Annotated in this window: 20 protein-coding genes; 14 read left to right on the top strand and 6 right to left on the bottom strand. The window is 59.8% G+C overall.

All coding sequences use genetic code 11. The features are described 5' to 3' along the window. Positions 1 to 63: 63 nt before the first annotated feature. Complete coding sequence (locus ACQ4V8_RS16785) at positions 64 to 351, bottom strand: protealysin inhibitor emfourin (RefSeq protein ID WP_010395178.1); 288 nt, start codon at positions 349 to 351, stop codon at positions 64 to 66. An 85-nt stretch (positions 352 to 436) separates the two neighbouring features. Further along, complete coding sequence (locus ACQ4V8_RS16780) at positions 437 to 1849, bottom strand: gluzincin family metallopeptidase (RefSeq protein WP_010395180.1); 1413 nt, start codon at positions 1847 to 1849, stop codon at positions 437 to 439. 195 nt (positions 1850 to 2044) lie between these two features. Between ACQ4V8_RS16780 and ACQ4V8_RS16775 the strand changes: the two genes are divergently transcribed. The 4 genes from ACQ4V8_RS16775 (at position 2045) to proX (ending at position 6336) form a co-directional block, all read left to right on the top strand. Further along, positions 2045 to 2329: a polyhydroxyalkanoic acid system family protein gene (locus ACQ4V8_RS16775; RefSeq protein WP_010395182.1), complete on the top strand. Its 285-nt coding sequence runs from the start codon at positions 2045 to 2047 to the stop codon at positions 2327 to 2329. A gap of 591 nt (positions 2330 to 2920) precedes the next feature. Continuing rightward, on the top strand, positions 2921 to 4153 hold the full coding sequence (gene proV / locus ACQ4V8_RS16770; RefSeq protein WP_436571877.1) for a glycine betaine/L-proline ABC transporter ATP-binding protein ProV: 1233 nt from the start codon (positions 2921 to 2923) through the stop codon (positions 4151 to 4153). Continuing rightward, a complete protein-coding gene (proW, locus tag ACQ4V8_RS16765) occupies positions 4150 to 5259 on the top strand; it encodes a glycine betaine/L-proline ABC transporter permease ProW (protein ID WP_010395187.1) in 1110 nt (369 codons plus the stop codon). Before proV ends, proW begins: the two co-directional genes overlap by 4 nt. Positions 5260 to 5277: 18 nt before the next feature. After that, complete coding sequence (gene proX / locus ACQ4V8_RS16760; protein ID WP_436571876.1) at positions 5278 to 6336, top strand: glycine betaine/L-proline ABC transporter substrate-binding protein ProX; 1059 nt, start codon at positions 5278 to 5280, stop codon at positions 6334 to 6336. 356 nt (positions 6337 to 6692) lie between these two features. On the opposite strand, the gene ACQ4V8_RS16755 is transcribed toward proX, so the two are convergent. Continuing rightward, entirely contained in the window at positions 6693 to 6947 is a 255-nt protein-coding gene (locus ACQ4V8_RS16755) for an acyl-CoA-binding protein (protein WP_010395192.1), read from the bottom strand. A gap of 209 nt (positions 6948 to 7156) precedes the next feature. Continuing rightward, complete coding sequence (locus tag ACQ4V8_RS16750; protein ID WP_010395194.1) at positions 7157 to 7513, bottom strand: FKBP-type peptidyl-prolyl cis-trans isomerase; 357 nt, start codon at positions 7511 to 7513, stop codon at positions 7157 to 7159. A 197-nt stretch (positions 7514 to 7710) separates the two neighbouring features. Between ACQ4V8_RS16750 and ACQ4V8_RS16745 the strand changes: the two genes are divergently transcribed. From ACQ4V8_RS16745 to ACQ4V8_RS16720, 6 genes are all read left to right on the top strand, one after another. Further along, a complete protein-coding gene (locus tag ACQ4V8_RS16745; RefSeq protein WP_043460848.1) occupies positions 7711 to 8682 on the top strand; it encodes a YVTN family beta-propeller repeat protein in 972 nt (323 codons plus the stop codon). Next, complete coding sequence (locus tag ACQ4V8_RS16740) at positions 8679 to 9512, top strand: polysaccharide deacetylase family protein (RefSeq protein ID WP_010395198.1); 834 nt, start codon at positions 8679 to 8681, stop codon at positions 9510 to 9512. Before ACQ4V8_RS16745 ends, ACQ4V8_RS16740 begins: the two co-directional genes overlap by 4 nt. After that, the gene (locus ACQ4V8_RS16735) at positions 9509 to 10549 is read left to right on the top strand and encodes a sterol desaturase family protein (protein WP_436571875.1); all 1041 of its coding nucleotides are present in this window, start codon (positions 9509 to 9511) and stop codon (positions 10547 to 10549) included. The genes ACQ4V8_RS16740 and ACQ4V8_RS16735 overlap by 4 nt, the downstream gene beginning before the upstream one ends. Next, a complete protein-coding gene (locus tag ACQ4V8_RS16730) occupies positions 10549 to 11376 on the top strand; it encodes an EI24 domain-containing protein (RefSeq protein ID WP_010395201.1) in 828 nt (275 codons plus the stop codon). Before ACQ4V8_RS16735 ends, ACQ4V8_RS16730 begins: the two co-directional genes overlap by 1 nt. A gap of 45 nt (positions 11377 to 11421) precedes the next feature. Then, complete coding sequence (locus ACQ4V8_RS16725; protein ID WP_010395204.1) at positions 11422 to 12207, top strand: competence/damage-inducible protein A; 786 nt, start codon at positions 11422 to 11424, stop codon at positions 12205 to 12207. Between the two features lie 364 nt (positions 12208 to 12571). Further along, positions 12572 to 15688, top strand: a complete 3117-nt coding sequence (locus tag ACQ4V8_RS16720) for a transglycosylase domain-containing protein (RefSeq protein ID WP_436571874.1) — start codon at positions 12572 to 12574, stop codon at positions 15686 to 15688. A 488-nt stretch (positions 15689 to 16176) separates the two neighbouring features. Here ACQ4V8_RS16720 and ACQ4V8_RS16715 read toward each other — a convergent pair whose 3' ends face one another. Then, positions 16177 to 16782: a glutathione S-transferase family protein gene (locus tag ACQ4V8_RS16715; protein ID WP_196857051.1), complete on the bottom strand. Its 606-nt coding sequence runs from the start codon at positions 16780 to 16782 to the stop codon at positions 16177 to 16179. A gap of 131 nt (positions 16783 to 16913) precedes the next feature. Between ACQ4V8_RS16715 and ACQ4V8_RS16710 the strand changes: the two genes are divergently transcribed. Then, entirely contained in the window at positions 16914 to 18266 is a 1353-nt protein-coding gene (locus ACQ4V8_RS16710) for a TAXI family TRAP transporter solute-binding subunit (RefSeq protein WP_436571873.1), read from the top strand. A gap of 87 nt (positions 18267 to 18353) precedes the next feature. Here the strand turns inward: ACQ4V8_RS16710 and ACQ4V8_RS16705 are convergent, their stop codons facing one another. Beyond that, the gene (locus tag ACQ4V8_RS16705; protein WP_029496181.1) at positions 18354 to 18815 is read right to left on the bottom strand and encodes a rhodanese-like domain-containing protein; all 462 of its coding nucleotides are present in this window, start codon (positions 18813 to 18815) and stop codon (positions 18354 to 18356) included. Between the two features lie 384 nt (positions 18816 to 19199). Here ACQ4V8_RS16705 and glnA point away from each other — a divergent pair, with 384 nt between their 5' ends. From glnA to glnL, 3 genes are all read left to right on the top strand, one after another. After that, a complete protein-coding gene (gene glnA, locus ACQ4V8_RS16700) occupies positions 19200 to 20615 on the top strand; it encodes a type I glutamate--ammonia ligase (RefSeq protein WP_029496182.1) in 1416 nt (471 codons plus the stop codon). A gap of 155 nt (positions 20616 to 20770) precedes the next feature. Further along, complete coding sequence (locus ACQ4V8_RS16695) at positions 20771 to 21280, top strand: DUF4124 domain-containing protein (RefSeq protein WP_261980752.1); 510 nt, start codon at positions 20771 to 20773, stop codon at positions 21278 to 21280. 7 nt (positions 21281 to 21287) lie between these two features. Further along, complete coding sequence (glnL, locus tag ACQ4V8_RS16690) at positions 21288 to 22376, top strand: nitrogen regulation protein NR(II) (RefSeq protein ID WP_436571872.1); 1089 nt, start codon at positions 21288 to 21290, stop codon at positions 22374 to 22376. Positions 22377 to 22380 lie beyond the last annotated feature (4 nt).

Genomic DNA, 22380 nt, shown 5'->3' with positions numbered 1-22380 from the left:
GTTGCCGTGTGGTGTTTTTGTTTTACTCAAATCAAGATCGACACAAAATACCGGCCAGAAAAATCAGGCGCTACCACGTATTTTTGTCAGCAACTGTTGCCAACGTGCATTTTCAGCACTGCCATCGTCTTGAAACCTGATGGTATGGCGCGCGGTGGGCGCATCGACGGTGATTTGCCATTGGGCGATATCGGCGCCCAGTTGTTCGTCCATGGCCTGCTGGTGCGTGAAAAAGCCACTGCTGGCCAGTGCCGCTTCCAGTCCGGGGCCAGCCGGATGGGCTTGCGTATCGATATCATACTGTTCACTCAAGCCGGCAAAGCCGCCGCTGCTACGGGCTGAAATTTTCATGCTGCTCCTCGCTGTCAATATTGCTCGGACGGGCTATGGCCTGCCGTTGATCCGGCTGGCCTGAAGTGGTGCGCTGCTGTGCTATTTAGCGGGCGCCGTAACTGCGGCACCAGGCGGCCAGCGCTTCGCGTTCTGCTTCGAGCAATTGATCTGACTCGCTGTACTGCGCATGGTTCATGGTACCGCAGCAGGCGCGCCGGTCTTGCACAGCGCCGCCCTCGTCGACGACGTCGGGCGCAAATGTCATTTGGCCATCTTCTGTCATGGCATGAGCCTTGAGCACTTCGCGCACGGTAAAGCTGTTACGGATATAGTCCAGGTAGGCGCTATTGCCATCGGCCTGTGCAAGCGTCAGCATGTGCCCGGCCACATCGGCATACGTGGCAGCTTGCTCGGGCGATGCCACCAGGGCGCGCAGCACCAGGCTGCGCAGGTAGTCGCCGCAGCGGTGCAGCACGGCTGCATCGTCTTCCAGCTGGGGTTGGCGTTCGTGGGCAAAGATGTCGGCCAGGATGTCGTAGATAGCGCCTGTAAACACTTGCGAGATGGCGTGCACTTCCGTGCCTGCTTGCGATAATTTGATGTCATTGTCGGCATTGCGCAAGCCGTTCGGCCGGCCCAGTGCCAGGCCGAACTGTTCCGCCAGGTCGGCCAGGAAGGTTTTGTCGTGTAGGTCCGATTTCGTTTGGGCGATCACCGCTTCCACCTGGTCCAGCTGCGACAGGGCCAGGAAGATGGCTGTCAGGTCGCCGAACGATTCGTGCAAGCCGCCCGTTTGCGGCGGATTGTTGCTGAGCAGCCAATTTGGCTTCAGGCCATCGAGCACGGCGTGCCCCGTTTCATGCGAGACGATATCGAGCGAGTGGCAGGTGTAGACGCGCTCGGTGGCGCCATTGGGAATGAAGTCGCCGAACTTGAGAGCCTTGTCGCTGCGACTGTAATATGCATTCATGACATTGGGCAAGCCGTGCGGAAATACGCGCAGGGGTGCTGTGTCGCTGGCGCTATTCCATTGCCAGGGCAACGGTGGCGCCGTTTCCTTGCTGGCCAGCGCGCGCTGGTACATGGTGAGCGTCATGCGCACGATGGCAAAGGTGTGCACGGCGTCGAACTGGTCTGTGTTGGGCGAGACGATAAAGTCGCCGAAGGCATTCGGGCTGACCTGCGCGATACCCGGTTCGCCAAACGTGATGCGCGCATCGCGCGGACCTTGCAGGATCAGGCCGGGCAGGAAGGCCTTGCGCGTGCCAAGGTCGCTGACGGAGGGGTCTTGCTTCCAGATCAGCACGCGCGAACCGATGGGCACGGCGGCAAGCTTACGCGCCGTGGCCTGGTTCAGGTGGGGGGCGCTCAGGCGGGGCAGACCCGGCTGCAAGGTCAGCTGTGCATTTTTGCGGTGCTGGCGGTATGGCGCCGAGGGGGTCGGGACATAGCCGACCGGCAGGGAAATGCATTTGCTCGGCACGGCTTCGACCGGCACGATGACTTTCTGCTCCATGGTAGCTCTCCAAGACACGCGCAGCTGGAACTGGAATAGTCGTCCCGCTTCGGCATGTCCGGTTTGATCCCGCGCAAACGAGATGCAGGGGGAGCGTTTTTCGCCAGGCCGCTGCCGGGCATGGTCGCGCCTGCCCCATGGCGGCTGGTATGATGCTGGCCGTATTGCCCCCGTATTTAATAAAAGGATAGTTTGATGGCGGATATAAATATAGTTCAGCAACATAAGCTGACAGCGCTGAAAGCGCGCGAAGCGGCGCAGCAAGTGGCCGACAAGCTGGCCCAGGAGTATGACTTGGCGTGCGCCTGGGATGGCGACGTGCTGCGCTTTGAGCGCAGCGGCGTCGATGGCTCGCTGACTCTGGAAAAAGACCAGGCGCAACTGCAAATCAAGCTGGGCTTCATGCTTAGCGCCTTTGCTTCCACCATTGAAGGCAAGATTGCCGAGAAGATGCGCCAGGTGTTTGCCGAGCAGGTTTGACGCTGGGCCACCGCCCCACCCAACCTTGTCAGGCACCATGTTTAGTGCTAATGAGTGCGCCACAGCGATGGGCGAAAAGACGATGAAAACACATCTCTTTTCGCCTTTTTTACGTCTGACTGTGCGCTAGATAACATTGCTATCACATTTCCATTTGGAAAGCCATTGGACTTTTGTGTTTTTTTGCGTTATACTTGAGTCATATTTACAACAACTACACCGCGTTTCATCCTCTGCTTCGCAGTACTCCCACTGGCTCAGTGGTGAACAATTCTTCGGGTTTTACACCCGCATCCAATTAAAAGTAGCTTGGTCGATTTTTTTCTCGACTAGATACATTTGGTGCCATGTATTTGCATGGCGCTAGCGTTGTTAAAAGTCCTGAACCACAGCCTCTTTTAGCACGCACATGGCACCCCGGCACCGGCTTTTGCCATCCGCCGGTCACACGCGTGTCACCCCCTGTTTGCTGTCGCTCCCGTGCGCTGTGCGCCGCGGCGTAGCCGACGCAGCAGGGTTTGCTGATACCCGCCGCAAGCTAGCAGCTTGCTGGGTTTCATTCCATTCGTCAAATCGAGGGAGAACCACATCGTGGCAAAACAAATTACGATCGACCATGTGTTCAAAGTGTTCGGCGACAAGCCAACAGAAGCACTTGAACTCGTTCGCCAGGGCGTTCATAAGCAGGACATTCTGGCCCAGACCGACTGCACCATCGGCGTTTTCGACGCCAGCTTTACCATTGAGGCGGGCGAGATCTTCGTCATCATGGGCCTGTCCGGATCCGGCAAGTCGACCCTGGTGCGCATGCTGAACCGCCTGATCGAGCCCACTGCCGGTCGCATCCTGATCGATGGCAATGACATCAATACCTTGCCGGATGCCCAGTTGCGCGCCTTGCGCCGCAAGGATATCAGCATGGTATTCCAGTCGTTCGCGCTGCTGCCGCAAATTACCGTGCTCGACAACACTGCCTTCGGCATGGAACTGGCTGGTATGCCCAAGGCCGAGCGCCATGCGCTGGCCCAGCAAGCGTTGGAGCAGGTAGGCCTGGACGGCTACGGCGCCAGCTATCCTGACGAATTGTCAGGTGGTATGCAGCAGCGCGTGGGCCTGGCCCGTGCGCTGGCTTGCGATCCATCGATTTTGCTGATGGATGAAGCATTTTCCGCGCTCGATCCGATTATTCGTACGGAAATGCAATCGGAACTGCTGCGTTTGCAGCAAATCAAGCGCCGCACCATCGTCTTTATTTCGCATGACCTCGACGAAGCCATGCGTATCGGCGACCGTGTTGCCATCATGAAAGACGGTCACGTCGTGCAAGTGGGCACGCCGGAAGAAATCTTGCGCAAACCGGCCAATGACTATGTGCGTAACTTCGTGCGCGGCGTCGATGCGGCGGCCGTTTTCAAGGCCAGCGATATCGCCCGCAAGAGCCAGATCGTCGTGTCGGAATCGCCGAACCGCGGCTCGCGCGCCGCGTTGTCGATGCTGGAAGAGCAGGATCGCGCCTTTGCCTATGTCGTCAATCCTCAGCGCAAGTTCCTCGGTGTCGTCTCGGTCGATTCGCTGCGCAGTGCGCTCGACGGCCATGTCGGTCCGCTGGGCCTGGCGCATGCCTATCTGCCCGATGTGCAGAGCATCAATGCAGATGAGCCAGTCTCCGGCCTGTTCGGTCAGGTGGCGCAACTGCCTTATGCCGTTCCTGTGGTGGCCGATGACGGCAGCTTCCGCGGCGCCATCAGCAAGACGACCTTGCTGAAGTTCCTCGACCGCGATACGCCAGCCATAGCCGAACAACAACAGAAAGGACAAGCATGAACCCTAGCACCGATTCCACAGTAGAAGCTGTTGTTGAGCAAGCCGCCCAGATCAATCCCTGGGCCCTGACGCCGCCCACCGACGCCAGCACCGCCTGGCTGGACGCCGCCGGCTCTGCCGTGCAGCCGGAACAGGCGAGCGGCTTTCACCTGACACAAATTTTCGACGGCTCGCTGCCGCTGGAGAGCTGGATCAACCAAGGTCTGGGCTGGGTCGTGGCGCATTTCCGCCCCTTCTTTCAGGCCGTGCGCGCGCCGATCGACAGCGTGTTGTCCGGCATGGAGGGCGCACTGCTGGCCGTTCCGTCGCTGACGCTGATCGCTATCATCGGCTTGCTGGCATGGCAATTTACCAGCCGCACCCTGGCCCTCGGCAGCGTGCTGGCGCTGCTGCTCGTATCGATGCTGGGCATCTGGCCGGAAGCCATGACCACCTTATCGCTGGTGCTGACGTCGCTGGCTTTTTGCCTGGCCATCGGCTTGCCGCTGGGTATTTTCCTCGCCAGCAGCGACCGCGCGCAAAATATCCTGCGCCCCTTGCTGGACGCCATGCAGACCACGCCCGCTTTCGTTTATCTGGTGCCGGTGGTGATGCTGTTCGGTATCGGTAATGCGCCCGGCGTCATCGTGACGATCATTTTCGCCCTGCCGCCGCTGGTACGCCTGACCAACCTCGGTATCCGCCAGGTGCGTCCTGACCTGATCGAAGCGGCCCGCGCGTATGGCGCTTCGCCGTGGCAGTTGCTGACCCGCGTGCAGTTTCCGTTGGCCATGCCGTCCATCATGGCCGGTATCAACCAATCGCTGATGCTGTCGCTGTCGATGGTCGTGATCGCCTCGATGATCGCCGTCGGTGGCCTGGGTCAGATGGTATTGCGCGGCATTGGCCGCCTGGACATGGGTCTGGCAACCGTGGGTGGCCTGGGCATCGTGCTGCTGGCCATTACCCTGGACCGTTTGACGCAAGCGATGGGCCAGCCACGCCGTGGCGTGCGCCACTGGTATCAGACGGGGCCTGCCGGTGTTGTACTGCGTCTGGTGCGCGGCAATGCCGCCAAGCCTGAAGCCCATGCTGTACAGCAAGCTACGCTTGCCAACGCACAATAACAAAGACAAAGGAAGCACATGCATCAAATTGATAATTTTAAAGTGACGCAAAAATCGCAACGCAAGTTCCAGCTGTTTTCTGCCCTGGTGATCGCCGTCCTGGCCCTCACTACCAGCCTGGCCATGGCGCAAACACCAGCCGCTCGCGCCGATGCGCTGCCCGGCAAGGGCGTCAAGGTACAGCCATTGCAAAGCTCGATTGCGGAAGAAACCTTCCAGACCATGCTCGTTGGCAAGGCGCTGGAAAAGCTCGGCTATGCAGTGCTGCCGATCAAGGAAATAGAGTACCTGAGCGCGCATATCGCCATCGCCAACGGCGACGCCACTTTCATGGCCGTGCACTGGGACCCCATGCACAAGGATTTTTATAGCAATGCGGGCGGCGACGCCAAGTTGCTTCGCGCGGGCCAGTATGCCGGTCCTGCGGCACAGGGCTATCTGATCGACAAGGCGACTGCGGATAAGTACAACATCACGAATATCGACCAGTTGCGCGATCCCAATCTGGCCAAGCTGTTCGACCATGATGGCGATGGCAAGGCCGACTTGACCGGTTGCAACCCTGGCTGGGGCTGCGAAACGTTGATCGAGCACCACATAGATGCCTACAAATTGCGCAAGACCGTGACGCACGTGCAGGGCAGTTATGCGGCCCTGATCGCCGACACCCTGGGCCGCTACAAGCGTGGCGAATCGATCCTGTACTACACGTGGACGCCGTATTGGGTCAGTGGCGTGCTGGTGCCTGGCAAGGATGTGGTCTGGCTGAAAGTGCCGTTCTCGGCCAATCCGGACAAGTTAAATACCCGCCTCGACGATGGCAGCGATTACGGCTTTGCCGTCAACACGGCGCGCATCGTATCTAACAAGGCCTGGGTGCAGAAAAACCCGGCGGCGGCCAAGCTGTTCGAGGTGATGCAGTTGCCGGTGGCGGACATCAATGCGCAGAACGAGCGCATGCGCCGCGGCGAAAGCACGCAGGCCGACATCGCGCGCCACACGGCAGGCTGGATCAAGTATCACCAGCAGACGTTTGACGGCTGGATCGCGCAAGCGCTGGCGGCGGCGAAAAAATAAATCTGTCCTGCTGATAGGTAATGCCGTTCAGTTAAGGGTTTTGGCGTGATTGATGAGCGCCAGTAAATTCGCTAACCCCAGAGGCAAAGAGCAGGGGTCGGTCACTTCGTGATCGGAATGTGCTCCATTGAAGCACATTCCCCCTCAGGGTCCGACCCCTGTCCTAGTTCTTGGGCTAAAAATAGCATCACTAACACACTAACTGAACGGCATTACCTGCTGATAGGCGTAAAAAAGTGGCTACCATTGTGGTAGCCACTTTTGCGTTTTTAGCCTGTTTTTACCTATTTCTGTGGTTTTTCGTGAGTTTTTAGCCGTTTTTGGCTGATTTCTCCGAAAGCAGGCGTCGCTCGCGTTTAATCCTTCAAGTCTTCGATCAGGTCGATGTACTGTTGTTGCGCGTCTTCTTTCGATGTGCCGGCCAGGGCCGCCCAGGCGTCGAACTTGGCGCGGTTGACGAAGTCGGTCATGCCAGGACGCTCGCCGGTGGCGTCGCCGCTCGCAGCTTGCTTGAACAGGGCATAGATTTTCAACAAAGTCATATTGTCCGGACGCTCGGACAGGGTCTTGGAATCGAGTTGCGCTTGTTCGAATTGCTCTTGTAAATTCATGATGGCTCCTAGGTACTGATGGAATCGCTGGAAAAGTGCGGCAGGCCTGGCGGAGTGGCCACCGTGCGTGCTGCAGTACCTGACATCATAGTGAAAAAAGGGCGCCATGCATTAGAGGGGATACTCAAAAAAAAAGCGCCGCCGCACTATGTAGTGTGGCGGCGCCTGGCGCGCGCATTTAAGCGCGGCCTGCTTCTGCGAGAGCCAGCTTATACGCCCAGCAGTTCAACGTCGAAAATCAAGGTGGCGTTCGGTGGAATCGCGCCGCCGGCACCGCGTGCGCCATAGCCCAGTGCTGCCGGGATGATCAGTTGGCGCTTGCCGCCCACTTTCATGCCTTGCACGCCTTCGTCCCAGCCTTGAATGACGCGGCCTGCGCCCAGCGGGAATTCGAATGGATCGTTGCGGTCCTTGCTGGAGTCAAATTTCGAACCGGCGCTGCCGTCGTCGTTTTGCAGCCAGCCCGTGTAATGCACGACAACATTGTTGCCGGCTTGCGCTTCAGCGCCTTCGCCGACGACGGTGTCGATGTATTGCAGGCCGGAAGCGGTAGTGGTGGTGGTCATGATAATCCTTGTGTAGGCGATGAAAGCTTCAGATTGTAGAGCAATGAGTTACAAAGCGCCATTCCAGGCACGGCACAGTGAAAAAGGAGAAATTACGGCGATGTCTGGCTGCCGCGCGCATTTAAGGGGGGATTTAATACAAAAAATACAGTGTTCCACGTAAAATGCCTGTTTTGTATTTAACAGTGACTTCTTCCATGTTCCGCAGTCTACGCCGCCTTGTTTTTTCCTCGCTGTGCCTGGTTTCCGCAATGTCTACGGCGCAAGCCGAAGTGGTGGTGGTGCTCAATTCTCGTGATGCCACGGTGCAACTGCTGGACCAGAAAACCTATGCTCCCTTGTCTACCTTTGCCGTCGGCAAGGAACCGCATCACCTGATGGAAACGCCGGACGGCAAGTCGCTGATCGTCGCCAGTTCCGTCGGCAACGAGCTGATCTTTCTCGATCCGGTGTCGGGCCAGATCCAGCGCCGCATCAGCAATATTCTCGATCCCTACCAGATCGGCTTTTCGCCTGACCAGAAGTGGTTCATTTCCAATTCGCTGCGCCTGGACCGCATTGACCTGTACCGCTATGACGGCAAGACCCTGACCCTGGCCAAGCGCATTGCGCTACCCAAGCTGCCCAGCCACATGGTGTTTACGGCCGACAGCAGCATGGCCTTCATTACCCAGCAGGGCAGCAACCAGGTCAGCGCCATCGACCTGGCCACGCAAAGCGTCAAATGGACTATGCCGGTGGGCCCTGCACCGGCCGGCATCACGCTGACGCCCGATGGTAAATATTTGTTGGTGGGCATCATGGGCAGCGATTACGTGGAAGTGATCGATTGGCGCACGCAAAAAACTGTCAAGCGCATCAAGGCCGGTGCCGGCACGCATAATTTTCGCGCGCTCGGTGACAAGCGCATGACGTTTGTGTCGAACCGCGTGTCGAACACGATCAATATCATCGACCAGCAAACCCTGGAAAACGTGGGCACCATCAATGTGCCAGGAGGCCCGGACTGCATGGAAATCACGCCCGATGGCAAGACCATGTGGGTGACTTTGCGCTGGATCAAGAAGGTGGCCGTGGTCGATTTGACCACGCGCAAGGTGATCAAGATGATACCGGTGGGCCGCTCACCGCATGGCGTGTATTTTGCCACCCATGCGCCGCGCATATGACGACGCAGCGTCTGATACTGACTGGCAGCTTGCCTTTGATGCTGCTGTGCGCGGGCGCCACGCAGTCGTGCGCGCATGCGAGCGCAGCTGTCGTGCCGACCACCTCTGCAGCGCCGGCCGCCTGCAAGGGCAGCATCTACATGACGTTCGACACGGGCAGCCAGTCGCAAGCGCAATTGATCGCCGACGTGCTGCATAAACGTCATGTGAAGGCAACGTTCTTCCTGGCCAATGAAAAAACCACGCGCGGCGACGATGCGCTCGCCCCATCGTGGGCGCCGTACTGGAAAGCCCGGGTTGCCGAAGGCCACGCGTTTGGCACGCATACGTTCGACCATGTGTACTGGAAGAAGGATCTGGCCAACGGTTTGATCCAGGTCAAACCACAGTTCGGCAAGGATGGCGGCAAGCTGGCATCCTGGACCGAGCAGCAGTTCTGCGAGCAATTGCGCCGCGTCGATACGCGCTTCCAGGAGCTGACCGGGCACAAGCTTGATCCGTTCTGGCGCGCGCCGGGCGGCTACACCTCGCCGCGCACCCTGGCTGCCGGCAGCGCCTGCGGTTACCAGCATGCGGGCTGGGCACCAGCGGGCTATTCGGGCGATGAACTGCCCAGCGACAAGTATCCGAACGCCATGTTGCTGAAAAAAGCCCTGGCGAACTTGCGCAGCGGCGACATTTTCATTGCCCACATGGGCATCTGGTCGCGCAAGGACCCGTGGGCACCGGCTAACCTCGATGCCCTGATCGTCGGCTTGCAAGACAGGGGTTTTTGTTTTGCTACCCTGCGCGAGCATCCTGCGTATGCGCAAAAGAAGGGCCAGCCATGATCGCCGCCGACTTCGGCGCTATGCTGCAAGCGGCCATCGACGCGGTAGTCGAGGCCTTTGGCGTGGCGCAAGGATGGTTATTCCAGAGCATCGTCAACCCGCTCGTGTACCACCTGGGCTTTGGTGAATTCACGGAAGAGGCGTTCGAGGGTACGGAGTGGCTGCTCATTGGCCTGTGCGAACTGGTGCTGCTGTTTCTCGTGCTGCGCCCGCTCGAAGCCTTGATTCCCGCGCAAAAGATCACCGACCCGCGCGCCCGCTGGAACGACTTTATATACACGCTGCTGCATCGCATCGGCCTGTTTTCCGTGCTGATCTTCTTCACGCTCGATCCCTTGATGGATGCATTGGCGGGCGTCTTACGTTTCGACAATATCCATCCCTTGAACCTGGAGTCGCTATTGCCCGGCATCAGTCCCTTACTCAGTTTTATCATTTATTTTGTGATACTGGACTTCGTCGACTATTGCTACCATCGTGGCTCGCACCATGTCGGCTGGTGGTGGGGCTTGCACAGCCTGCATCACAGCCAGCAAAACATGAATTTGTGGAGCGATGACCGCAACCATTTGCTCGATGACTTCTTGCGCGACGTGGTGATGGCGCTGGTGGCGCTTGGCATCGGCGTGCCGCCCGGACAATATGTGCTGCTGGTGTCGATATCGCGCATCTTGCAAAGCTTGCAGCACGCGAATGTGAGGATACACTTTGGCTACATCGGCGAGCGGTTGTTGATTTCGCCGCGTTTCCACCGCACGCATCACGCCATCGGCGTGGGGCACGAGTCGAAAGGCAAGGGCAGCATAGGCGGTTGCAACTTCGGCGTCGTTTTGCCGATTTGGGATATGCTGCTGGGCACCGCGAATTTCTCGGCCGGCTATGCGCGCACGGGCGTGCGCGACCAACTGGCGCGCATCGACAGCCACGGCGTGGGCCGGCCGGGACGCAACTATGGCCGCGGCTTCTGGCAGCAGCAATGGCTGGGCCTGCGCCGCATGGTGGAATTTGCAAGATTAAAACGAAAAGGACGCCGTTGATGCGTAATGTGTTGAATTCGTATGGGCGTGCCTTGCTGTCGCAATTGCACGGCAAGATACTGCTGCTCAGCGTTGCCCCCTTCATCCTGTCGCTGATACTGTGGGGTGCTGTGCTGTACGTGGGCCTGCAACCGCTGATCGACAGCTTGCATGCGCTGTTTGCCGACTATGATTTCTTCCGCACCAGCGGCCAGGTGCTGGCCACCTTCGGCCTGGGCATGCTGAAAGCCGTGATCGTGCCCCTGATCGCCATGTTCATGCTGCTGCCGCTGATGATATTGACGGCGCTGATCTTCATGGGCTTGTTCGCCATGCCGGCTATCGGCCGCCATATTGGCGGGCGCCACTTTGCGCAACTGGAAAAGAAACATGGCGGCAGCCTGCTCGGCAGCGTCGGCACCTCGCTGGCCACGTTCTTGCTGTTTATTGTCGTCTGGGTCATCATGCTGCCCCTGTACGCGTTTCCGCCCGCCGCGCTGGTGGGCCAAGCCGTGCTGTGGGGCTGGCTGACATACCGCGTGATGGCGTATGACGCCATGGCCGATTACGCCAGCGTGGAAGAGCGCCAGGCCATCATGCGCACGCAGCGCTGGCCCCTGCTGGCCATCGGCATGGTGTCCGGCGTAGCCGGCGCCGTGCCGGGCATGCTGTGGATGGGCGGCGTGATGGCCGTGGTGTTTTTTCCCTTCCTGGCGGCGTTTGCCATCTGGCTGTATGTACTGATCTTTATCTTCACGGGTCTGTGGTTCCAGTATTACTGCCTGGAAGCACTGTCGCGTTTGCGGGGCGTACGTGGCATGAGCGACGTGGCGCCGGCTGACGCCTGACTTGCGTTCATCCTGACCTTTAATCGAATTGAACGAGGAAGTTCCATGGCTATCGGATTAATTATCATCGGCGACGAAATCCTGTCGGGCAAGCGTCCTGACCAGCATTTCCCGAAAGTAGTGAGCATGCTCAAGCAGCGTGGCTTGCAGCTGAGCTGGGCGCAGTACGTGGGCGACGAACCAGCCCGTCTGGTGGCCTTGCTCAAGCGCAGCTTTGCCAGCGGCGACATCGTTTTCAGCTTTGGCGGCATCGGCGCCACGCCGGACGACCATACGCGCCAGGCGGCGGCCGATGCGCTGGGCTTGCCGCTGGTGCTGCATCCGCAGGGCAAGCGCAATATCGAGCAGCGCATCATGGAAATGGGCGCAGAGGCGGGCGTGCCGGCGGACTTGAACTCGCCGGAAAACTTGCACCGCCTAAAAATGGCAGAGTTTGTCGAGGGTGCCGCGCTGATTCCGAATCCGTACAATAAGATTGCCGGCTTTGCCGTGCGCGAGCATTATTTCGTGCCCGGCTTTCCCGTCATGTCCTGGCCCATGATCGAATGGGTGCTCGAGACGCATTATGCGCACCTGTTCAACCAGGTGCCGCATGCGGAACATGCCTTGCTCGTATATGAAACGGCCGAGTCTTCGCTGACGCCGCTGATGCTGCGCCTGGAAGCGCAGTTTGCGCTCATCAAAGTGTTCAGCCTGCCTAGCGTGGGCGATGCGCAAACGCGCCGGCATATCGAACTGGGCGTCAAGGGCGAACCCGCGCAAGCGGCTGCCGCCTTCGCCGCGATGCGCGCCGCGCTCGACGCGCTGCAGGCCGAGTACACCCCTATCTGAGATGTTGCCAGTCCGGCACCAGCAGCTTTGTCGCTGGCGTCCGGCCGGTCTTGCATGCAGGTACGCAAGCAACCGTTACAAGACGTTGTTTTTTTGCGAAAATCTTCGATGAAGCAAGATTTTTGTGTGCGCTCGTCAGGTGTTTTCAGGCCAATGTGGTGGAATGGTGAGCAGGGACCTGGCGTGTCAAACGTGGGGTTGCCTGCCTGTGTAGTAAGAAGTTTTTTTGATTCACCGGTATGGACATCATGTTAAGCAAGCTTTGTTGTGAGCGGCCCTGGCTGCCCCCTGCCTTATCCTGCGCGGAGCGGTATCGCTACCGTATTTTTCGCGCTGTCCACATCCAACCTTTCCCCAGCATCCCATGAAAGACACAGGCGTCAATCTGGCCGCGCAAGAGCGGCCTCCCTCGGATCCAGTTGCCGAGGCGCCGCCGCCGGCGAGCCGGCCGAAGAAGCGCCGTTCGCGCATCTGGCCGATCTTTGCCATCATTGCGCTGGCGCTGATCGCCGGCGTGGCGTGGTTCGTCATGCGTGAAGTGCGCACCTCGGCCCTGCAGGCCGAGTTTTTTACGCGCCTTGACCGTCAACTGACGTTCAAGGTCGAGCCTGGCCCAGCAGCGGCCGGTGCCATCCGCTATCCGCAGCACGGTCCGTATGACGAGCGGCTCGGCTATGCCAGCCTGCCCGATTTCATTGCCAAGCTGAACGCGCGCGACTATGCCGTCACGGCGCAGGCGCGTATGTCGCCGAAGATGGTGCAACTGGTTGACCGGGGCATCTTTGCTACCTATCACGAGAAAAACCGGGCCGGACTGAGCATCCTCGATTGCCGCGCCGCGCCCCTGTTCGCGGCCAGTTATCCCGAGCGCATGTTCGACAGCTTTGCCGAAGCGCCACCGGCGCTGGTGCAAAGTCTGCTGTTCATTGAAAACCGCGAATTGCTCGATCCCGGTACGCCCATGCGCAATCCTGCGGTGGAATGGGATCGCCTGAGCAAGGCGGTTCTGGACAAGGCGCTCAACCTGTTCGGCGGCCACCGCAGCGGTGGCGGCAGCACTCTGGCCACGCAGATTGAAAAATACCGCCATTCGGAAGACGGGCGCACCACTTCGATGCAGGATAAATTGCTGCAGATGGTGTCGGCCAGCCTGCGTTCCTACCAGGATGGCGAGAACACCATGGAAGCGCGGCGCAAGATCGTCGTCAATTACCTCAATACAGTGCCGCTGTCGGCCAAAAGTGGTTTTGGCGAAGTCAACGGCATTGGCGATGGCATGTGGGTTTGGTATGGTCGCCCCTTTGCCGAAGTGAAGACTTTGCTCAAGGGTAATATGGACCAGCCAGGCAGTGCGCTGGCCTACAAGCAGGCGCTGAGCTTGCTGATCGCGCAGCGCCGTCCCTCGCATTATCTGGTGGCCGGTGGTGCCGACCTGGAAGAATTGAGCAACAGCCATCTGCGCCTGCTGGCGCAAGCGGGCGTGATTTCGCCGCAGCTGCGCGATGCGGCTATCGCCGAGAAGCTGCAGCCGTCGACCGCTTCGGGCGTGCAATCGGAAGCGTCCACCTCGTTCGTCACGCGCAAGGCTTCGAATGCCGTGCGCAACCACTTGGCCAGCATGCTCGGCGATCCGCGCTTGTACAACCTCGACCGCCTCGACCTGAAAGTGGTCAGCACGCTCGACGCGCAGGCGCAAAATGCCGTTACCAAGGTCTTGCGCGAGTTGCGCGACCCGGAAGTGGCAAAAGCGGCCGGCTTGACGGGCAAGGGCATGCTGGGCAATGGCGACCCCGCCAACGTGGTCTACAGTTTCACCCTGCTGCAAAAGGGCGAGCAAGCCAACTTGCTGCGCGTGCAGACGGACAATTTTGACCAGCCACTCGACATCAACGAAGGCGCCAAGCTGGACCTGGGCTCCACGGCCAAGCTGCGCACCCTGGTGACGTATCTGGACATCATCGACCAGTTGCACCAGCGCTATAGTGACATGGGCGCCGCCGAACTGGGCAAGATCGCCGTCGATCCGAAGGACATGCTGTCGCAGTGGGCGATTGCCTACTTGAAACCATTGCCGCTCGGCGAAGCGCGCAAGCTGCCGGCCATGCTGGCGGCCGCCATGGAGCGCAAATATTCGGGCAACCCGGGTGAAGGCTTCTTCACGGGCGGCGGCTTGCATCATTTTGGCAACTTTTCCAAGCTCGATGACAACCGCATTTTGACGCTGCAGCAGGCGCTGCGCCAATCGACCAACCTGGTGTTCGTGCGCCTGATGCGCGACGTGGCCCGCTACTATATGTTCTCGCGCCCCGATTCCTCGGCCTCCCTGCTGGCGGACGCGGACGATCCGCGCCGGGCCCAGTACCTGAGCCGTTTTGCCGACAAGGAAGGGCGCGAATTCCTGCAACGCTTTTACCAAAAGTATCGCGGCAAGAGCGTTGATGAGCAGGAAAAGATTTTGCTGGCCAGCATACGCCCGACGCCCGTGCGCCTGGCCAATATCTTCCGCAGCACCAATCCCAAGGGCACGCTGGCGGAATTTGGCGATTTCCTCAATGCCAACTTGCCGTCGCAAAACGAAGTGCCGCCCGAGCGCGTAGCCAAGCTGTACCAGCAGTATGCGATGGAAAACTGGTCGCTGGCCGACCGCGGCTATTTGGCCAATGTGCATCCGCTGGAATTGTGGATGGTGGCGTATCTGCGCCAGCACGACGGTTCCACCCTGTCGCAGATGGTGGCGGCGAGCGAAAAGCAACGCCAGCAAGTGTACCAATGGTTGTTCAATACGCACCGCAAGCATGCACAGGACCGCCGCATCGCCAATTTGCTGGAAGTGGAAGGTTTCCTGGAAATCCACCGCCAGTGGAAGAAGATGGGGTATCCCTTCGATTCGCTGGTGCCGTCCTATGCGACCACCCTGGGCGCGTCGGCCGACCGTCCTGCGGCGCTGGCCGAGTTGATGGGCATCATCATCAACGATGGCGTGCGCAAACCGAGCGTGCGCATCGATTCCATGCATTTCGCGGCCAATACGCCGTACGACACCATGCTCAAGCGGGGCAGCAAGGTGGAGGCGGAACAAGTGCTGTCGCCCGACGTGGCCAAGGCCGTCGCCAAGGCCATTCGCGAAGTGGTGTCGGACGGCACCGCCAAACGCGCCAAGACGGCGTTTGTCGGCGCCGACGGCGTGCCTATTGCCATGGGCGGCAAGACGGGGACGGGCGACCAGCGTTTCGACGTATATGGCGCCGGTGGCCGCCTGATCGAGTCGCGCTATGTGAATCGTTCGGCCACATTCGTCTTCAATATCGGCGAGCGCTTCTATGGCAGCATGACGGCCTATGTGCGGGGACCGGAATCGAAGAACTACGATTTCACCAGCGCCTTGCCGGTGCAATTGCTGGTGTCCCTGGCGCCGAGTCTGATGCCGCTGATTGAGCCGCCCGCGCCGGCCGAGGGCGTGGCGCAGCAGTGCACGAATTGAGACGCCGTTGCCGCTGAAGAGCAGGCCCCTACGGTTAATGCCGTTCAGTCTAGGGTTTTGGCGTGATTGATGAGCGCCAGTAAATTCGCTAGCCCCAGCGGCAAAGAGTTGGGGTCGGACACTTCGTGATCGGAATGTGCTCCATTGAAGCACATTCCCCCAGCGGGTCCGACCCCAGTCCTTGTTCTTGGGCTAAAATTAGGCCCTTGGGGCCGTAATGCCGTTCAGTTAAGGGTTATGGCGTGATTGATGAGCGCCAGTAAATTCGCTCAACCCAGAGGCAAAGAGCTGGGGTCAGACCCTCAGGGTCCGACCCCTGTCCTAGTTCTTGGGCTAAAAATAGCATCACTAACACACTAACTGAACGGCATTAGGCCCCTGTGGCCGGTTTTTTTGGTACGCTACATGACGCCAGCTTCGCTGCAGGGCGTGCACCGCGTCCGCGATTGCCATGCCATCGGCGGCAGGCGCGATGCCATCGTGCCCGGCTAGCCGGCAAATACGGCGGTTTTATCTTCCAGGCGCGCGTGGAAGGCGGCAATGGCGGGCGTGTCCGGGCGTTGCATGGGCGCCATCAGCCAGCGCTTGACGGACAGGCCCAGCACGATATCGGCTAGGCTGAACTGTTGGCCGCACACATACGCGCCCGTGCGCTGTAACTGCTGTTCGAGCACGCCCATCATCTTGTTCCATCCGGCAATCCCGGCCGCCAGCTGCGCCGCATCCTGGTGTGCGGGGCTGTGGCGCACCAGCGACATGAAGGCGTAGCGCCAGCTATTGTTCAAGTCGCCCATTTGCCAATCCATCCATTTTTCCACTTCCGCGCGGGCGCGGGGATGAGTCGGCAGCAAGTCCTCGCGGCCCGCCTGGGCGCACAGGTAACGGCATATCGTGTTCGATTCCCATAGCACCAGGTCGCCATCGAGCAGCACCGGCACCATGGCGTTCGGATTCAGGGCCAGGAAGGCCGGCTCGTCGGTGGCGCGAAAGCCGCTGCCCCAGTCTTCGCGTTCGTACGGCAGGTCGAGTTCCTCGCAGGTCCACAAGACTTTGCGGACATTGATCGAGGCGGCTTTTCCAAGAATTTTCAGCATGCAGGGCTCCAAGGCGCAGGTGATGGATCTGCCACTGTAGCCGAAATGGCCACGCCGCAGCGGCGAAAGTGCCTTGCGTAGTTGCGCTTTTCTTGGCATCGTAGCCACCCATGAAACCCATGCGCCACCACATGTCCAAAATCCTCGCGTTCAGCCGCTTTTCCGTGCGCGATTTCCTCGCCACCGCCGGTCCCACTGTGCTGCTGGCGGGCGCGTTTTGCGCGCTCGCTTATTGGCTAGTCGACCCGGCGCCGCCGCGCCAGGTGAGCTTGTCGACGGGGCAGGACAACAGCGCATATGAAGAATTTGGCAAGAACTATGCGGCTACCCTGGCCAAGCACGGCATCAAGGTGAGCTTGCAGCCATCGCTGGGCTCGCAGGACAACTTGCAGCGCTTAAATAGCGGCAAGACCGATATTGCCTTCGTGCAAAGTGGCTCGACAGAGCACGCCGATGCCGAGCGCCATGGCTTGATTTCGCTGGGCAGCTTGTTTACGGAACCTGTCTGGCTGTTCCTGCGCGAAGACAAGGCGGTCACGCAACTGACGCAATTGAAGGGCATGAAGATCAATCTGGGGCCGCCAGGCACGGGTGTGCCTGGCCTGTTCCGGCAGTTGCTGTCCGCCAATGGTGTGGATGCCACGGAACTGAGCGTGAGCGACTTGCAAAATACGCCCGCCACGGTGGAACTGCTGGAAGGGCGCATCGATGGTCTCGTATTCAGCTCGGCGCCGGAAGCGCCGCTGATCCAGATGCTGCTGCAAACGCCAGGCATCAAGCTGTTCGATTTTTCGCAAGCCGAGGCGTACACGCGGCGCCTGCCTTTTCTCACGCATGTGGTCTTGCCTCGCGGCATCGTCGACCTGGGCAAAAACATCCCCGCCCAGGATTACCACCTGATCGCGCCCACCGCTACCCTGGTTGCGCGCGAAGACTTGCATCCTGCCTTGATGGATCTGTTCGTCCAGGCGGCGGCCCGCATTCACGGCGGCACGGGCTGGTTCCAGCAGCAGGGGCAGTTCCCGTCCGCGCGCTATACGGAAATTCCCGTCGCGCCTGAAGCGCTGAAATTTTACAAGGATGGCGCGCCCGTGCTGCAGCGCTACATGAGTTTTTGGCTGGCCAATTTCTTTGACCGCATGTGGGTGCTGGTGGTGGCGCTCGGTGCCTTGATCTTGCCGCTATCGCGCGTGGTGCCACCGCTGTATGTGTGGCGCATCCGCTCGCGCGTGTACCGCTGGTATGGCCAGTTGCGCACGGTGGAGCAGGCGCTGGAAGACGTGCCGCAAGCGCAGCGCGCGCAAGTGTATGCGGCGCAATTGCAGCGGCTGGACCAGATCGAGGAAATGGTCAACCAGATCTCGATTCCGCTGTCGTTTGCCGATGGCCTGTATGGCTTGCGCAGCCACATCAATTTCGTGCGCAAGCGCATCTTGGGCCTGATGGCAGAGCCTCCAGCGCTTGACACGGGCGAGCGTGCCTGAAGCGTCCAGCCACGCTGGCAACGGCATCTGGCCGAGGCCCAGCCCTGGCCCTAGCCCGGATACACAGCGCTTCAGTTGCTCCTGGCTTCAGGCGCCCAGCCACGGCAGTCCCGCCTTGCACCAGCCGCCGATCTGTTTGCGGTGGCCATCGGCGTCCTTGTCGCCCTCGAAGCCTTCGAGGATGTCGAAGCAGTTCGCATAGCCGTGTTCGCTCGCCAGCTTGGCCGCATGGCGCGAACGCACGCCGGAGCGGCACAGGAATAGCAGTACCGCGTCCTTGCCGGTCTGGGCTGCCAGTTGCGCGAGGAAGGCGGGATTCGGTACGCCACCCGGATACGTGGCCCATTGCACCGCGACATGCTGGGTGTCGGCGATGTCAACCCGACCGACCCAGTCGCGCTCGGCATTCGTGCGCACATCGATGAGCTTGACGCCGGCATCGCCCTGCAGCAGTGCATACGCTTCGTGCGGCGTGACGGCACCGGCATACGGCGTACCTTCATTGGCCCGGCTGCGGGCAGTGCTCAGGATGTCGGCGGCGGTAGTCATGGCGTCCTCGGTGAAAGTGGAAAGGGATAAACGATTATAGTGCGCCGTGCGCATCGCGCAAATGGGGATACGCGCTGCACGGCGCATGCACCACAAGAAGGCATTTTTCAGGAATCCGCAAAAAATGCACGATAATAGTGCGTTGTTTGTTTTTTGCACTTGCATAGTGCATTCTGAACGTGATGCAAACGCGTGTGAGAAACCCGGGCATGAAAATTTTCACGGGGATGGCAGGTATTCTGCTGTCGCTACCACGCTGCTTCTGGAGCTGGCATGGAATCTGCTATGATCCTTGTGAGTTTTGGTGGCACGCAATGTTTGCTTCGCTGCATCAGCCCAGACGCATTAAGGTCGGCTCACCCCACATTCATTTAGGAGATACGCATGGCAATGACAGCCGCAGAAGTCTTGAAGATGGTAGAAGAAAACGAAGTCAAATTCGTTGATTTCCGCTTTGCCGACACCCGTGGTAAAGAGCAGCACGTGACGGTTCCCGTGTCGCACTTCGACATGGATAAATTCGAGTCGGGCCACGCCTTTGACGGTTCTTCGATCGCTGGCTGGAAAGGCATTGAAGCGTCCGACATGATTTTGCTGCCGGATCCAAACACCGCCAATATCGATCCGTTCATGGAAGAAACCACGCTGTTCATGCAGTGCGACGTGATCGAACCATCGGACGGCAAGGGCTATGACCGCGACCCGCGCTCGATCGCGAAACGCGCCGAAGCCTACCTGAAATCGTCGGGCATGGGCGACACCGCCTACTTCGGCCCTGAGCCAGAATTCTTCATCTTCGACAGCGTGCGCTGGAAGATCGACATGTCGGGTTGCTTTGTCAAGATCGGTTCGGACGAAGGTTCATGGTCGACCGGCAAGGATATCGAGGGCGGCAACAGCGGCCACCGTCCTACCGTCAAGGGCGGCTACTTCCCGGTGCCACCAGTGGACAGCTTCCAGGACATGCGTTCGGAAATGTGCCTGATTCTGGAATCGCTGGGCATCCCGGTTGAAGTACACCATCACGAAGTCGCCGGCGCCGGCCAGAATGAAATCGGCACCAAGTTCTCGACCCTGGTCGAGCGCGCCGACTGGACGCAAAACCTGAAATACGTGGTGTGGAACGTGGCGCACAGCTATGGCAAAACCGCTACCTTCATGCCGAAACCTATCGTTGGCGACAACGGTTCGGGCATGCACGTGCATCAATCCGTATGGAAAGATGGCAAAAACCTGTTCGCTGGCGACGGCTATGCCGGCCTGTCCGATTTCGCCCTGTACTACATCGGCGGCATCATCAAGCACGCCAAGGCTTTGAATGCGATCACCAACCCGGGCACCAACTCGTACAAGCGTCTGGTACCAGGCTACGAAGCTCCGGTGAAATTGGCGTACTCGGCGAAAAACCGCTCCGCCTCGATCCGTATCCCGCACGTGGCCAATCCAAAAGGCCGCCGCGTCGAAGCGCGTTTCCCGGATCCACTGGCGAACCCGTACCTGTGTTTCGCTGCACTGTTGATGGCTGGCCTGGACGGCGTTGCCAACAAGATCCATCCGGGCGAAGCAGCCTCGAAAGATCTGTACCATCTGCCGCCAGAAGAAGACGCACTGATCCCTACCGTGTGCGCTTCGCTGGAAGAAGCACTCGATGCGCTGGACAAGGATCGCGAGTTCCTGACCCGTGGTGGCGTGTTCAGCGATTCCATGATCGACGCTTATCTGGAATTGAAAATGCAGGACGTGCAGCGCATGCGCATGACCACGCATCCAGCCGAGTTCGATATGTACTACTCGCTGTAATGGCGCCATACCGGCAACTTGCCGGTAGTGAGTGAAAAACGCGGGTGAGGCGATGGTCTTGCCCGCGTTTTTTTATGCAGTACGCCCATGCGGCGGCAGCACGTGTTGTATAGTCGGCCCAGGAACGATGCGGCAGGTGCCGACAGGAGTCGAGATTGAGCAAGTATGACAGAATCGCGTTGATGGCCGCATTGCTGGCTGCAGCGGCGCAGGCGCACGCGCAGTTGTATGTGTGCGCCGATGCGCACGGACACAAGACGTACACGGACAAGCTGGCGGGCAAGCATTGCCAGTTGCTCGATTTGCCTGGCGCCATGACGCAGCCGCCACGCAAGACGGCGCCGCTGACCGGCCCGCCTGCGCGGCCCGCCACGCAGGCGCTGGCCACGGCGGTGCCTGCCGCCGGGGCGTTTCCCAAGGTTGACGGCGCCGAGCAGCGCGCGCGCGACCTGGACCGGCGCCAGATCCTGCAGGACGAATTGCGCAGCGAAGAACAGAAATTGGCGGCCCAGCGCCTGGAACTGAACGCCGGCCAGCCCGAGCGCCAGGGTAATGAGCGTAACTATGCGAAATATCAGGAACGCGTGGCGCAGTTGAGGGACAACCTTGGCCGCACACAGCAGAACGTCGAAGCGCTGAAACGCGAGATCGCCAATATCCGATGAGCAGACCATGACAATACACAACCCTCCCAGCCGTCCCGCCCACCTGGCGGGTCTCGATTTGCTGGCTTCTGCCGTGATCTTGCTCGATCGCGACGGGCACATCAGCTATGCCAACGCGGCGGCTGAAAACTTGCTGGAAAGCTCGCTGAAAGCGCTCTCGCGGCAGAAGTTGACGGCGCTGTTCCTCAATCCCGAAGAGCTGGCCGGCATCTGCGCGCAGGCGCTCGAACATAAATTCTCCGATTTGCGCCAGGATCTGAGCCTGGAGCGCCTGGGGCGCGAGCCGCTGCGCGTGCACAGCATCGTCAGCGCGCTCGACGCGCCGAGCGACGGCGTACTGATCGAGCTGCGCGAAAACGTGCAGCAGTTAAAACTCGACCGCGAGGAGCGCATCCTCGACCAGAGCCAGGTCAACAAGGAGCTGATACGCAATCTGGCGCATGAAATCAAGAACCCGCTGGGCGGTATCCGCGGCGCGGCCCAGCTGCTGGAGCTGGAATTGCCGGCCCTGCACCTGAGCGAGCTGCGCGAATACACGCAGGTCATCATCAAGGAAGCGGACCGGCTGCAAACCCTGGTTGACCGCCTGCTGGCGCCGCACCGCCGCCCGCACATCGTGGGCGACGTGAATATCCACGAAGTGTGCGAGCGCGTGCGCAGCCTGATCCTGGCCGAATTTCCCAGTGGGCTGACCATTTCGCGCGATTACGATGCCTCGATTCCCGAGTTTCGCGGCGATAAGGAACAATTGATACAAACCGTGATCAATATCGCGCATAACGCGGCGCAAGCGCTGGCCGAGCGCATCGAGGCGGGCGATGCGGAGCTGATTTTCAAGACGCGCGTGGCGCGCCAGGTGACCCTGGCCAAGGTCCGTTACGCCCTGGCATTAGACTTGCATATCATTGACAATGGACCGGGCATCGCACCTCAGATCCGTGACCGGATTTTCTACCCGCTGGTGTCGGGCAGGGAAGGCGGCAGCGGTTTGGGGCTGACCTTGGCGCAAACCTTCGTGCAACAGCACCTGGGCGTGATCGAGTGCGAAAGCCGGCCTGGATACACCGATTTCAGGATCGTTCTACCCTTGCCATAAGCGA

The sequence above is a fragment of the Janthinobacterium paucivorans genome, from assembly GCF_051380805.1.
GTDB classification, from domain to species: Bacteria; Pseudomonadota; Gammaproteobacteria; order Burkholderiales; family Burkholderiaceae_D; genus Janthinobacterium; species Janthinobacterium lividum_D.
The sequence above is the reverse complement of the archived record's forward strand: the minus strand, read 5'-3'. Positions and strand labels throughout refer to the sequence as shown.

What these genes read in the sequence shown, in the direction of transcription:
- glnA (WP_029496182.1), top strand. Translation starts at nt 19,200, where the DNA reads ATGGCAATGACAGCCGCAGAAGTCTTGAAGATGGTAGAAGAAAACGAA.
- ACQ4V8_RS16730 (WP_010395201.1), top strand. Translation starts at nt 10,549, where the DNA reads ATGCGTAATGTGTTGAATTCGTATGGGCGTGCCTTGCTGTCGCAATTG.
- proW (WP_010395187.1), top strand. Translation starts at nt 4,150, where the DNA reads ATGAACCCTAGCACCGATTCCACAGTAGAAGCTGTTGTTGAGCAAGCC.
- ACQ4V8_RS16735 (WP_436571875.1), top strand. Translation starts at nt 9,509, where the DNA reads ATGATCGCCGCCGACTTCGGCGCTATGCTGCAAGCGGCCATCGACGCG.
- ACQ4V8_RS16775 (WP_010395182.1), top strand. Translation starts at nt 2,045, where the DNA reads ATGGCGGATATAAATATAGTTCAGCAACATAAGCTGACAGCGCTGAAA.
- ACQ4V8_RS16755 (WP_010395192.1), bottom strand. Translation starts at nt 6,947, where the DNA reads ATGAATTTACAAGAGCAATTCGAACAAGCGCAACTCGATTCCAAGACC.
- ACQ4V8_RS16720 (WP_436571874.1), top strand. Translation starts at nt 12,572, where the DNA reads ATGAAAGACACAGGCGTCAATCTGGCCGCGCAAGAGCGGCCTCCCTCG.
- ACQ4V8_RS16705 (WP_029496181.1), bottom strand. Translation starts at nt 18,815, where the DNA reads ATGACTACCGCCGCCGACATCCTGAGCACTGCCCGCAGCCGGGCCAAT.
- ACQ4V8_RS16750 (WP_010395194.1), bottom strand. Translation starts at nt 7,513, where the DNA reads ATGACCACCACCACTACCGCTTCCGGCCTGCAATACATCGACACCGTC.
- ACQ4V8_RS16725 (WP_010395204.1), top strand. Translation starts at nt 11,422, where the DNA reads ATGGCTATCGGATTAATTATCATCGGCGACGAAATCCTGTCGGGCAAG.
- ACQ4V8_RS16740 (WP_010395198.1), top strand. Translation starts at nt 8,679, where the DNA reads ATGACGACGCAGCGTCTGATACTGACTGGCAGCTTGCCTTTGATGCTG.
- ACQ4V8_RS16710 (WP_436571873.1), top strand. Translation starts at nt 16,914, where the DNA reads ATGTCCAAAATCCTCGCGTTCAGCCGCTTTTCCGTGCGCGATTTCCTC.
- ACQ4V8_RS16780 (WP_010395180.1), bottom strand. Translation starts at nt 1,849, where the DNA reads ATGGAGCAGAAAGTCATCGTGCCGGTCGAAGCCGTGCCGAGCAAATGC.
- glnL (WP_436571872.1), top strand. Translation starts at nt 21,288, where the DNA reads ATGACAATACACAACCCTCCCAGCCGTCCCGCCCACCTGGCGGGTCTC.
- proX (WP_436571876.1), top strand. Translation starts at nt 5,278, where the DNA reads ATGCATCAAATTGATAATTTTAAAGTGACGCAAAAATCGCAACGCAAG.
- ACQ4V8_RS16745 (WP_043460848.1), top strand. Translation starts at nt 7,711, where the DNA reads ATGTTCCGCAGTCTACGCCGCCTTGTTTTTTCCTCGCTGTGCCTGGTT.
- ACQ4V8_RS16785 (WP_010395178.1), bottom strand. Translation starts at nt 351, where the DNA reads ATGAAAATTTCAGCCCGTAGCAGCGGCGGCTTTGCCGGCTTGAGTGAA.
- ACQ4V8_RS16715 (WP_196857051.1), bottom strand. Translation starts at nt 16,782, where the DNA reads ATGCTGAAAATTCTTGGAAAAGCCGCCTCGATCAATGTCCGCAAAGTC.